The 11,910-nt window shown below is 39.7% G+C and carries 19 protein-coding genes; 18 read left to right on the forward strand and 1 reads right to left on the reverse strand.

The features are described 5' to 3' along the window. The first annotated feature begins 1 nt into the window (after position 1). The 4 genes from V1498_RS06765 to V1498_RS06780 all read left to right on the forward strand — a co-directional run bounded on the left by V1498_RS06765 (position 2) and on the right by V1498_RS06780 (position 2,964). The gene (locus tag V1498_RS06765) at positions 2-940 is read left to right on the forward strand and encodes a hypothetical protein (protein ID WP_409297734.1); all 939 of its coding nucleotides are present in this window, start codon (positions 2-4) and stop codon (positions 938-940) included. A gap of 162 nt (positions 941-1,102) precedes the next feature. After that, complete coding sequence (locus V1498_RS06770) at positions 1,103-1,747, forward strand: hypothetical protein (protein WP_409297736.1); 645 nt, start codon at positions 1,103-1,105, stop codon at positions 1,745-1,747. Between the two features lie 134 nt (positions 1,748-1,881). Continuing rightward, a complete protein-coding gene (locus V1498_RS06775; RefSeq protein WP_409299179.1) occupies positions 1,882-2,712 on the forward strand; it encodes an RNA ligase family protein in 831 nt (276 codons plus the stop codon). A gap of 30 nt (positions 2,713-2,742) precedes the next feature. After that, positions 2,743-2,964, forward strand: a complete 222-nt coding sequence (locus tag V1498_RS06780) for a hypothetical protein (RefSeq protein WP_409297737.1) — start codon at positions 2,743-2,745, stop codon at positions 2,962-2,964. Positions 2,965-3,013: 49 nt separating this feature from the next. Here V1498_RS06780 and V1498_RS06785 read toward each other — a convergent pair whose 3' ends face one another. Further along, entirely contained in the window at positions 3,014-3,220 is a 207-nt protein-coding gene (locus V1498_RS06785; protein WP_409297738.1) for a KTSC domain-containing protein, read from the reverse strand. Positions 3,221-3,298: 78 nt separating this feature from the next. Between V1498_RS06785 and V1498_RS06790 the strand changes: the two genes are divergently transcribed. From V1498_RS06790 to gpGT, 14 genes are all read left to right on the forward strand, one after another. Further along, positions 3,299-3,631, forward strand: coding sequence for an HNH endonuclease (locus tag V1498_RS06790; RefSeq protein WP_409297740.1), 333 nt, complete (start codon positions 3,299-3,301; stop codon positions 3,629-3,631). A 356-nt stretch (positions 3,632-3,987) separates the two neighbouring features. After that, positions 3,988-4,311, forward strand: coding sequence for a P27 family phage terminase small subunit (locus tag V1498_RS06795; protein ID WP_409297742.1), 324 nt, complete (start codon positions 3,988-3,990; stop codon positions 4,309-4,311). Next, complete coding sequence (locus tag V1498_RS06800) at positions 4,308-5,942, forward strand: terminase TerL endonuclease subunit (protein WP_409297743.1); 1,635 nt, start codon at positions 4,308-4,310, stop codon at positions 5,940-5,942. Before V1498_RS06795 ends, V1498_RS06800 begins: the two co-directional genes overlap by 4 nt. Before the next feature lie 62 nt (positions 5,943-6,004). Beyond that, positions 6,005-7,108 carry a phage portal protein gene (locus tag V1498_RS06805; RefSeq protein ID WP_409299181.1) on the forward strand — a complete coding sequence of 368 codons (1,104 nt, stop codon included), beginning with the start codon at positions 6,005-6,007 and terminating at the stop codon, positions 7,106-7,108. Beyond that, the gene (locus tag V1498_RS06810; RefSeq protein ID WP_409297745.1) at positions 7,095-7,862 is read left to right on the forward strand and encodes a head maturation protease, ClpP-related; all 768 of its coding nucleotides are present in this window, start codon (positions 7,095-7,097) and stop codon (positions 7,860-7,862) included. The genes V1498_RS06805 and V1498_RS06810 overlap by 14 nt, the downstream gene beginning before the upstream one ends. A 16-nt stretch (positions 7,863-7,878) precedes the next feature. Beyond that, a complete protein-coding gene (locus tag V1498_RS06815) occupies positions 7,879-9,054 on the forward strand; it encodes a phage major capsid protein (protein ID WP_409297747.1) in 1,176 nt (391 codons plus the stop codon). A 15-nt stretch (positions 9,055-9,069) separates the two neighbouring features. Beyond that, positions 9,070-9,366, forward strand: a complete 297-nt coding sequence (locus tag V1498_RS06820) for a phage gp6-like head-tail connector protein (protein ID WP_409297748.1) — start codon at positions 9,070-9,072, stop codon at positions 9,364-9,366. Then, the gene (locus tag V1498_RS06825) at positions 9,353-9,718 is read left to right on the forward strand and encodes a head-tail adaptor protein (RefSeq protein WP_409297750.1); all 366 of its coding nucleotides are present in this window, start codon (positions 9,353-9,355) and stop codon (positions 9,716-9,718) included. The genes V1498_RS06820 and V1498_RS06825 overlap by 14 nt, the downstream gene beginning before the upstream one ends. Then, complete coding sequence (locus V1498_RS06830; RefSeq protein ID WP_409297751.1) at positions 9,715-10,107, forward strand: hypothetical protein; 393 nt, start codon at positions 9,715-9,717, stop codon at positions 10,105-10,107. Before V1498_RS06825 ends, V1498_RS06830 begins: the two co-directional genes overlap by 4 nt. Then, positions 10,107-10,493, forward strand: coding sequence for a tail completion protein gp17 (gp17, locus tag V1498_RS06835; protein ID WP_409297752.1), 387 nt, complete (start codon positions 10,107-10,109; stop codon positions 10,491-10,493). The genes V1498_RS06830 and gp17 overlap by 1 nt, the downstream gene beginning before the upstream one ends. Before the next feature lie 27 nt (positions 10,494-10,520). Beyond that, complete coding sequence (locus V1498_RS06840) at positions 10,521-11,132, forward strand: major tail protein (RefSeq protein ID WP_409297753.1); 612 nt, start codon at positions 10,521-10,523, stop codon at positions 11,130-11,132. A gap of 3 nt (positions 11,133-11,135) precedes the next feature. Further along, positions 11,136-11,318 (forward strand): hypothetical protein, encoded by a 183-nt coding sequence (locus tag V1498_RS06845; RefSeq protein WP_409297754.1) that lies wholly within the window; start codon positions 11,136-11,138, stop codon positions 11,316-11,318. A gap of 31 nt (positions 11,319-11,349) precedes the next feature. Continuing rightward, entirely contained in the window at positions 11,350-11,697 is a 348-nt protein-coding gene (gpG, locus tag V1498_RS06850; protein ID WP_409297756.1) for a phage tail assembly chaperone G, read from the forward strand. Positions 11,698-11,735: 38 nt separating this feature from the next. Continuing rightward, the gene (gene gpGT / locus V1498_RS06855; protein ID WP_409297757.1) at positions 11,736-11,882 is read left to right on the forward strand and encodes a phage tail assembly chaperone GT; all 147 of its coding nucleotides are present in this window, start codon (positions 11,736-11,738) and stop codon (positions 11,880-11,882) included. Positions 11,883-11,910 lie beyond the last annotated feature (28 nt).

The raw sequence follows: 11,910 nt of genomic DNA on the forward strand, positions 1-11,910 counted from the left end.
AGTGGAAAAAAGTAGTAAATCTAAGCACGTTCTTGAATTGGCGTCTGAATTGTTGGATGACATTGAGCTTAATAGAATATCTGCTGAATCATTATTATTAAAGTGTACTAGACTTGCCCGTTATGCAGGTTCGGAAGAAATTTCAAAGTGGTTGGAGTATGAATTAATTGGCTATAATTCTTCAGATCCTATATCTCTCAAGTATATGGGGAAAACTGGACGTTGGACTAACAGAAAGGAAATGAAAGGATATTGGGGCCCATTATCTTCTCAGGAAGCAGCAGTAAATGCAAATACATTAAGAGTTCAATCTATGTCCATTCCAAACACTAGTGGTGATTCAGCGCCAGTTGCTACACGGATAGCTACGGATTCAATAAGATATGCAACACAAGAAATAATAACCCATACGGCTATAAGGAGTAGAGTGCTTGGCTTATTACATCAGTTTGTTTCTAATGTTTATTATGAGAAGACTTTTGATAATTTAGCTGAAAGCATATTTGATTCATATAAAAAAGACACCGATCTTTTGATTGGAGAACATAGTCAAAGTGTTATGCAACAAATCCCATCTGTAATGGACCGATTAAGTGATGGAGACCAAGAAGCAGTGAGTCAAGCTCTTGTAACTTGTAGAAGGATAGTTGATTCTTTCGCTAACTCCGTAATGCCACCGTCAGACGAGGTGTATGAAATAGACGGAAATCAATTGTCACTAAAAGCCGATAAGACACTCAATCGTATAAATGTATATGTTCATCAGAATTGCGGGAGTAGTTCGAGGAAAAGGAAGTTCAGACAAAATCTATCCAACTTATATGATCGTGTTTCGACTGGTGTTCATAATGATGTAAGTATTGAGGAAGCAAAAGCGCTCTTTTTAAATACATATTTAATTCTCGGAGAGATATTAAATTTAACAACAGATGACAGATAAAAGGCAGATATCTGGCAGAAGAAGGGCAGAGCATTAGGCTTTATCCGTGTTATATTTATATCATCAGGAACTGTTCAAGAGGGATCTTTGCAGTTCTTTTTTTGTTTGAAGGAAAAAATCTTCTTTTGTCGAATTTATGACATTAAGGGGGATTTCTGTTATATGGATAAGAAAGAAAGTTTGCGATTAATTTATTGTGTAATTGGTATTTTGATAATATTTCCTATAGTAATTAACTATTTAATGTATCTAAAGTTATTACCAGTCAAAGGAGAAATAAATACCTGGATTTCAACATTAGGCACTTTTTGGGGAGCTATCATTGGAGGGGTAATTTCAGGGATATTGACTTTGGTAGGTGTCCGAAAATCTGTCGATGCATCTTTTAAAGGAATAGAAACAACAATTATGCATCAAGAGAAAGAAAGATACAAAGAAACAATTGGACCAAAATTAAATAAATTATATACGGTTAAAAGAGTTATTTATAAATTGGATAGAATGCTTCAATGTAGAAAATTTGGATGGAACGAAAATCATGAACCTGAGGATCCACAACAAATAGATAATGCAATCTACAATTTTATATTGCCACTCCATAATCAATTGTTAGAAGACGCTTCTTCAGTTGATTGGGAATTTTTCAATGAAATTGATTGCTTTGTAAAGACGTCAAGAAAACTAACTTTGCACCTTATAACTGAAGATTTGGATGAATTAGCGATTGTTGTTGATAAACTTACCGAAACAATAGAAAACGTTCATGAGGCAAGATTAAAAGAAAAATTTAAAGAATCAAGTATCTAAAGCATTTCTTTCGAGAGTGCTTTTTATTATAAAATGTGATGATTGAGGTGAGAAATACCGGAAGAACTTACATGTTTCAAATAGCCTGATTATATAGGTCTTTTGTGCTAGTATTGTACAGAGGTGATTAAATGGTGTTTGTTTCACCAATGCTATTGCACAAATCAGATCAGCCCTTTGAAGATGAAAATTACATTACTGAATTAAAGCTCGATGGCATCCGCTTAACGCTATCCAAGTTTAATAATCAGATAAAGTTATATACTCGTCATAATAACGAGGTCACAAGTAAGTTTCCTGAGTTGCTGCAGGTAGATATACCAGACGGGACTATCCTGGATGGAGAAATTATTGTCAGCGATGTGGAAGGTAAACCAGACTTCGAGGCTATGATGGAAAGGTTCCAATCAAAAAGGTCATTACATAAGATTTATTTCTGTGTATTTGACGTTATTTACTACAAAGGGGATAAGGTGACATATTTACCCTTACTCGAAAGGAAAGAGCTATTACAATCCATTCTGGAGCCTTCAGAGCATATTGGATATTCTCAGTGGTTAACAGGTAATGCTTCTGCCTATTTCGAATTAGTGAAGCAGCAAGGACTTGAAGGGATAGTCCAGAAGAAAGCTGATTCAAAGTACCAGATTAATAAACGGTCCCAAGATTGGTTAAAGGTTATCAATTACCAATACACGGATGCATACATTACGGGATTCAGAAAAGATGAATTCGGTGTTCTGATCGGTGTGGAAGATGGGGAACGAATTAAAGCAGCTGGCCTAATGGAGTTTATGACGCCGCAAGCAAGAAAACAATTCTATTCGATGTACAGAGACTACATTCTGGAAGAGAATGATAAGTTCTTTTATTTGGATCCAAAGATAAAGTGTCGAGTTAAATTTAGAAACTATACAAAGGCCGGGCTCTTACGAATCCCTTCTTTTGTTAAATATATTTCCTAAACGTCTATCACTCAGGTAGGCGTTTTTATTATGCCTAAAGAGGTGATTGAGGTGAAGATAGGTGACCACATAAGTAATCAAGACAGAAGTAAGCTAAAGCAAGTGACTGGCCAGATGAAGAAGAGGAAGGGTAAACGTAAGAAGAACCCTAAGCCTCAGGTAAAGAAGGATGAGCGTGTGGACTGGATAGATATCATGGGGATGAACCGGGATACCTATAAGCGTGTGGGAGGAGCTGTGAGGAGAAGGTAATTAAAAAGACTCAAGCATTTCATACTTGGGTCTTTTAAGTAGAGTTTTACTACACTCGTTGATATCGAAAAGCATCTTTAATGTATTCTGCATGATATTCACCTTTTGAATATGCGTTCATTAGATTTCTATAAATATTATCAGGAACATTAAAATACTTATATGTGCCATTTTTAAACTGGATATAAAGAGTATTGGTTACATCATCGTATCCAACGGCAACTAAGTTTGAAGATTGGACTCTTTGCATAATCATTACTATCACCTCCTTATTTATACATTTCGACACTATATTTTTATGTCCTGTATTAAATTGGAAAAAAGTTGGTGAGCAATGACTGAATACAAAACTAAAGAACAGAAGCGCAAGTTCTATGACAGTGGACCATGGAAGCAGCTGCGTGAACAGGTGAAGCTGCGTGACAATCACGAATGCCAGGAGTGTAAACGTAAGGGCCGAGTATCAATCGATACCAATGAATACAGTGAGAGTGCCAAGCGTAAGAAGATTCAACTGGTGGTCCATCACATCAAGGAGCTCGAGCAGCATCCTAATCTTGCGCTAGACATTGATAACCTGGAGACCATCTGCGTGGGCTGCCATAACAAGGAGCATGGCAGGGAGTTTGGGAAGAAGGAACCTAAGTGGGATGATGAGAGGTGGTAATGAGTTTAAAATTTCTCTTTTTTAATACGATTCCAGGTGAATACAAAAAGAAAAAATACAGTATAACAAATTACTAATTTAATTAATTGATTCAGTATCCATAAATGAGATATCTCAATACCTTTCATAGCATCTAAAGTAATATAAACAATAAAAATAGTAATCAATATTTTTTTATCCATAGTTCGTCCTTTGGTTACTGAAGTATTTTGCTAGGTTATTATACCGCTTTATAAAATACTGAGAAACCCCCCGGTCAAAACTTTTGGCCTTTTTTTCGTTCCGGGGCACCGGGGAGGGGGCTCGATTTTCCAGATTTATAGCGAAATTTTTCTCACATAAGGGGGGTGGGTGCGATGGCAGTCAACATTACAGAGCTCAAAAAACAATTAATGACCCGAATTGATGCTACCGATTTTGTCCAGGTGGATAAGGTGGACCGGTATATCGATTTGGTCAAATCCTTCAGGCGGATCAGTAAAATTATCAGCAAAGAAGGCGAGACGATTGTTACCGAAAACGGAAAGCAAAGGTTTCTGAAAGCCCATCCCCTTATTGGGGAACGTAATAAAATAAACGCCTCTTTGTTGAGTATTGAGAAATCTCTGGGAGGTAAGCCTGGGGATGATGATCCAGATGACAAAAAGAAGCCCAAATACAATGCAAGTGATCTTATATGATCCGTCAGAAGTATGTAGATGAGTATATCGCTTTATATGAATCTGGAAAAATCAAACTCAATAAAGAACGTGTCAATTTAATCAAGTTTTTGAGGGTGCATGTTCTAAGCCGGGATGATCTTTATTTCGATGAAGAGCAGATTGATAACTTTAAAAGGTTCACTGAAAAATGGTATTTCCCCTTAGAACCGTTTCAAATGTTCATAGCAGCATTTGTGTTTCTCTACTACAAAACAAATGACCGGAACTTCTTCCGGAAGTTCTTAATTATGATGGGCCGCGGCGGCGGTAAAAACGGTCTGATTACTGCTTTGTGCCAGTTTTTCATTAGTCAGCTGCATGGCATTCCGAAATATAACGTATCGATCGTGGCCAACTCTGAAGACCAGGCCAAAACATCTTTCCAGGAGATGTACGATACCATTGACGGCAATCCGATTTTGGAGGAAATGTTCTATAAAACCAAGGTGGAGATCAAGGATAATTCCACCAAAAGTATTGTTAAATATAGAACCTCTAATGCATCCACAAAAGATGGTCTTCGTGATGGCTGCGTTATTTACGATGAGATACATCAATACGAAAACAATGAAGTTGTCAGGGTTTTCTCCAGTGGTTTGGGGAAAGTGAGAAATCCCCGAGAGTTCTTTATTGGTACAGACGGATATGTGCGGGACGGGTACCTCGATAAAATGAAAGAGCGGGCCCAGAACATTCTGGAAGAAAGGGACATTACAGATTCACTCTTTCCGTTTATCTGCAAGCTGGACATTGCTGAAGAAGTCGAAGATCAAAGCAATTGGGAAAAATCTAATCCTATGTTTTGTGAGCCTAGAAGCGATTATGCTGAAGGGCTTTTTTACATTGTTCAAGAAGAATTCCGGGACCTGGCAAACGATCCGTCCAATCGTGAAGAATTCATGACTAAACGGATGAACATTCCGATTGAAGATTTAACCCGGTCGGTTGCGCCGTGGGAAGATATAATAGCGACAGATAGACCGATTCCGGACTTAACGCACAAGCTCGCCGTGGGCGGTCTCGACTTCGCCAGCATCAAAGACTTCGCGGCCGTTGGGCTGCTGTTTAAATATCAGGGTGATTATATCTGGAAAACACATTCATTTGTTAGGAAAGGTTTCTTGGATGCTGTGAAGTTGAAGGCCCCTATCAATGAATGGGAGCATCAGGGACTTCTGACTATAGTTGATGAGCCAGTAATATCAATCACCAATATTGTGGACTGGTTCGTAGAAATGCGTGAGATTTACGGTGTGGACACCATAGTCGCTGATACCTTTAGGTTGGATTTGGTTAAATCATCACTAGAAGCGGAAGGGTTTAACTTGTTGTACATTCGAAATCCCAAAGCCATTCATTCTTTGCTTGCTCCTCGAGTTGAAACGTTATTTGCAAACCATCAAATTATCTTTGGAGATAATCCGTTGATGCGCTGGTACACAAATAATGTTGAGGTGAAAATAAAAAAAGATGGTAACAAAGAGTATCTGAAAAAAGACGAATACCGGAGAAAGACAGACGGCTTCCAGGCATTCATCCACGCGCTATGGCAGGCAGACAAAATCCTTGTGGATGAAATGGACTTTTTGCTATCGGATATTAATTTTTAAAAGGAGGTGAGAAATTGGGATGGTTAGCAGATGTATTAAGAAGGAATAGTGAACTCGAATCAATGTTTGACCTGGATTTTGTACAAGACACCTCCAGCAGGATTTATATGAAAAAGCTTGCGATTGATACATGTGTGGCATTCCTGGGGAGAACAATCAGTCAATCCGAATTCAGGGTTCGGAACGGTACAGAGTTTGTTAAAGATGAACTTTACTATCGTTTAAATGTAAGGCCAAACAAAAACATGACGGCAAGCACCTTTTGGCAAACCTTCATTCACAAATTGGTGTATGACAACGAGTGTTTAATTATCCAGGCCGATGACGGTGATCTTCTTATAGCTGATGACTTTGAACATAATGAATATGCAGTATTCGATGATACATTTACCAAAGTTAAGGTGAAAGAATACGAATTCAAACGAAGTTTTCTTCAAAATGAGGTAATTCACTTAAGAAATAGCAATGAAAAATTGTCTACCTTAGTGGATGGTTTATTCAAAGACTTCGGAGACTTATTCGGCCGGCTGCTTGATTTTCAGATGCGAAAAAATCAAATAAGATCCACGGTAACAATTGAGGGGTTAACCGGGACCGACGAAGAGAAAACGAAAAAAATCCAGTCCTATATTGATAGGGTCTATAAAGCGATTTATGAAAAGGCCGTAGCTATTGTCCCTCAACAAAAGGGATTTAATTACGAAGAGAAACAGCAAGGTCAATCTAATGGACCTGCAAACAGTGTGGATGACCTCAATAAGGTTACTAGCGGTTTTTTGGATCAAGTAGCAACGGCTATTGGGATACCTACCAGTTTGTTGCATGGTGATATGGCCGATGTAGAGAAGCAAACCAAAAATTATATGCTTTTCACTGTTAGTCCTTTGTTGAAAAAAATTAAGGATGAAGCAGATGTTAAATTCTTCACCAAGGAAGATTATCTGAAAGGAAAATGCATTGATATTTGGCAGGTTTCCTATCAGAATATTTTTGACTTGGCAACAGCAATAGATAAGATTCGCGCTTCCGGAATCATGAATGGTAATGAAATTAGAAGTAAGTTTGGCCTGGAAAGGGTGGACGATCCAATGCTAGATAAATACGTTATGACGAAAAACTATTCCGAGGTAATTGAAGGAGGTGATAATCAGAATGACAATTCGTAGTAGTTTTTTTGAAAGGTTCAAAAATCAGCAATATATTGAACAGTTAAAAAAGATTCCCCATAAATTTAGCGCTATCCACAATGAAGAATCTAGTACAACAGAAATAACGGTTTATGGAGTAATTGGTGATTCATGGTGGGAAGATTCTGTTTCGGCAAGTGATATTGACAATGCTCTAAAACAAGCTGGTAACAATGATATTCTAATCAATTTGAACAGCCCTGGTGGTGATGCTTTTGATGGTATTAGTATCTATAACCGTTTGAAGCGACATACAGGTAAGGTGAAAGTCCATGTGGATGGTTGGGCGTGCTCAGCTGCATCTATAATCGCTATGGCAGCAGACGAATTAATAATGGGTACTGGATCGATGATTATGATTCATGAGGGTTCGACTATTGCATGGGGTAAGAAAGGTGACTTTTTAAAAACTGCCGACATGTTATCTAAACTAGATGATTCTATCGTCGATATTTACATGACAAAAGCAACTAAAGAACGCGATGAAATTGTTTCTTTAGTTGAAAACGAAACTTGGTTTACGGCAAATGAGGCCATAGATATCGGATTTGCAAATCAAGTTCAAGAATCCACTACTTCTGCAACTGCTGCAAGTACAATGAAAATCGATCAACAGCAGATTCAAGAAATCATTAAAGCAGTTACAAATAATTTAAAACAAAATAATAATCAAACAAATGAACCTGCTCCACCTGCACCAGTGCAGACGAAGCGTAAAGGGTTCATTTTTTAATTGAAAAATTGGAGGAATGTATAAAATGGTCATGACCTTTCAAAACAAGAAAATGGAAAATTTCGAAGCTAAAAAAGAAGCTTATATGAATTTGGTAAAAGCAGAAGAGCAGGACAGCGCTAAATTAGCTGCAGCCTGGAATGAAATGCAGGACGCCCTTGCAAATGACTTATCAGATAAAATCACTGACCAAGTCCGCACACAGCATATGGACGCACAAATTTTATCTGCCCGCGGCCAAAACGTACTTACTTCTGAAGAAATGAAGTTTTTCAATGAAGTTGTACAAAGTGGCGGTTTCAATGAGGATTCTATTCTACCAGTAACCACACAAGATCGAGTATTTGATGATCTTATTGCTGCCCACCCATTGCTTGACGCGATTGGCCTTCAGGATCTTGGAGCTGTAACGCGTTTTATCAAATCAGACCCAACCAAGGCTTATGCATGGGGTGCGTTGTTCGGGGATATTAAGGGACAAGTAAGTGCAGCCTTCAGTGAAGAACAAATTGGCCAATTGAAGCTCACTGCTTTCGCAGTAATTCCGAAGGATATGTTGGAACTTGGGCCAGTATGGGTGGAACGTTATGTTCGTAATCTACTGGTTGAATCTTATTCAGTTGGATTGGAATATGGTCTTGTAAATGGCCGTGGCCCTGCACAAAATGAACCAATTGGTTTGATGAAAGATGTTAATGCTGAAACAGGTGCTGTCACAACTAAAACTTCTTCAGGTACCTTAACTTTTGCTCCTTCCCAATTTGGTGAAACAGTTGCCGGAGAACTTCATGATGTTATAAAGGCATTAGCTACATCTGCTTCCGGCGGGGCTCGGAAAGTCTTAAATAAAGTAGTGATGGTGGTAAACCCGATTGATGCTATTAGTGTACAAGCCCGAAATACAATCCAAACAGCCAATGGCCAATGGGTAACAGCCTTACCATACAATATTCAAGTTGTGGAATCAGAAGAAATTCCAGAAAATCGATCTTTGTTCTTTGTTAAGGGCGAATATCTAGCTGCAGTAGCTGGAGGATACAAAACAAATAAATTTGATCAAACGTTGGCTATTGAAGATGCCATGTTATATACAATCAAACAATTCGCGAACGGTAAACCAAGCGATAACAAAACAGCGCTGCTATATACTCTGGATATTCAATTTACTGCTTCAGCGCCTGCAGGAGCATAAACGGAGGTGGTCTGATTGATCACGCCTGAAATTGTAGAAGAATTCAAGAGAAGTATGCATATTACGCATTCCTCGGAGGATATCCACCTGAAAGGGTTACTATCCTCTTCTTATAAGGCGATTAAACGGGATTGCGGAGAGTTCGATATTGAAGAGAATGAAATGGGTAAAGAGCTTGTCTTCGGGCGTGCTCGGTATGCCTATAACGATTCTCTGGAGTTCTTCCAAAAGAACTTTCTGAGTGAGCTCCATAGCTTTTCTTTTACCTTGCTGCCTGATCCGGAGGAAGGTGATTTAATTGATCCGATTTGAGTATAGGAAACCCCTGGTAAAATCCGGGGACTTGAGAACACCAGTAACATTTTATGAGTACGCAGCCAATGACGGCCCGGAGCCGGGGGAATCTGAAAGCAGAACACTTCATAAGGCTTGGGCGAAAGTGGACTCCGTCTGGATGAAGGACATGGAGCAGGCAAAATCCAATGGCACCTTATCTGATGTGACCATTATCATAAGAGATCCGCAGGCCGACTATATCCCAGGCAATGGACACTATTTGTCTATAGATGATCCGCAATACCAGGACAAGCGCTATAACATCAAGCATGTCCAGCCTGACTTTAATAGGCAGTTTATCACCATTGTGGCAGGCCTTGAATCATGAGTGTGAAAATAACTGGTGAAGCCAGGCTGTTAGCTGAATTGGAAAAGAGATTCGGAAAGTTGGCTGTGCAGCGTGTGAGCGATAAGGCCCTGAGGCGGGGAGCGCAGGTATTCGTTGAAGAACTCAAACGGCACTTTGAAACCTTCAAGGACACTGGAGCCTCCATTGATGAGATCACAATATCTGAACCAATGACTGTGGGATCTGCTAGGACGATTAAAGTCCACTGGCGGGGCCCTAAAGGTCGTTATCGGATTATCCATCTTAATGAGTTTGGCACCGTGAAAAATCCTAACCCTCCGGGGAAAGGAGCCATTGCCAGAGCATTGAGAAATGCGGAAGGCGCATACCGGGCAGCGATCAAAAGGGCAGTGCAGGAGGGATTTTAATGGATATGATGATGGTCATTTACAACGCCCTCCTGGCTGATTCCTACATCAAAGATCAGGCAGCCGGACGCATTAAGTTTTATGAATACCCAATTGCAGGGGATATATCTGGCCCTTGCATTGTCATTGATCCACTGGGTCCTCCACAATCTGCTGATTATGGGGATGATGACCCTATAACCGATGACTACCTTTATCAAATTGATGTGTGGACGAAAAACCGGCTGACAACAAAGGAACTAGCCGGCAGAGTCGGTAAGGTTATGAGATCCCTGGGCTTTGGTTATTTCGCCGGCAGCGTGGACGAATACGACAAAGATACAGGAATCTATCGGGATGCCCGCCGGTACCGCGGCAAGGCATATACAGACGAATTTGAGTCTTAAAAAAACCTAAATTAGGAGTGAAATAGAATGCCAGAAAAAAATTACAGAGCTTCCACAGGTGTGGATGAATTTTATTATGCGGTGTTGGATGAAGCAGGCGCAGGGGTAACACTCGGGACTCCTGAGAGGGTTAAGTTTTTACAAACCCTCAATATTGAAATGCCGCAGGAAGCGGTCAGAGCTTATGGTGACAACCAAACAGCAGAAATTGCAGTAGCCAGCGGGAATACCACTGTTACATCTGCTTTCCACAAGCTCCCTGATGAGGATAAAGCAGTCCTGTTTGGTTTGGAGAAATCAGCAGGAGGTTTGTATTCTTACGGATCTAACGATACACCTCCATACGTGGCCTGTGTTTTTGCAAAGACCTATGAAGACGGTTCAAAAGAATGGGTGGGCTTAACAAAAGGGATCTTTATGCGCCCGAACATTGACGGCCAAACCAAAGAAGATGGCGTTGAGTTTTCTTCTGAAGAAGTTTCTGCAGAGTTCATGGACCGGGAAGTAACAGGCTTTAATGAAGAAAAGTCCGTGATTTTTGGCCGGGATGCCAAAGGATCGATTGCGCAGCGCGACGCCTTATTCCAAGCGGTATTTGGCAAAGCCTATCCTGGTACTACAGCACCTGAGGGGGCGTAATTCATGAAATACGAAGTCATCCATGATTTTAAAGATTTGCAGGATAAAAACAAAGTATATGCAGTAGGGGACACTTACCCTAACCCGGCAAATAAAAAGGTCAGCAAAGAGCGGATTAAAGAATTGTCTTCCTCAAATAACAAGATTGGTAAACCATTAATCAAGGAAATCAGAGAGCAGGAGTAATCCTGCTTTTTTATGTTGAAAGGGGAACACTATGGCAAATTTAAAAAGAAATATGATCGAGCTGGTTAAAGAGGTTAAAGAGGGCGAAGTTGTAACGGAAAAGTATATCACTCCAGTATTTATTCCTCTCTCGGTTGTTTATGAAGCTATTGATCTGGCAGATGGGTTGAACCAGGAAGGGCAATCTGAAAAAGATTCTATGGATAAACTCTTGGATTTTATAGCAAATAAAATATATAAAGACCAGTTTACAAAAGAAGATCTATTCAATGGCATTCATGGACCTAATGCCAGCGCTGTTTTATGGGAGCAGCTGTTATTTGTCACCCAAGGATTCCAGACCGAAGAAGCAAAAAACTACCTGGCGAAGAAAAATTAAAGGATGAGGATTTTTCTTACGCCAAGCAAAAAGAGTATATGGACAAACTCATCTTGGACCTGATGAAGAATGGTAAGGACATCAATGAAGTGCTCAACATGCCTTATCATTTTGTCGTTGAAGTCCTCAGGGAAAGAAACAAACCACAGAAAAAGAAATCCTTAATCGCAGCATTCGGCGGTTAAGGATTTTTTCTGTAGAAGGGAGGTAAAT

The sequence above is a fragment of the Paraperibacillus marinus genome, assembly GCF_046237605.1.
In the GTDB taxonomy this organism is placed as follows: Bacteria; Bacillota; Bacilli; order Bacillales; family DSM-1321; genus Paraperibacillus; species Paraperibacillus marinus.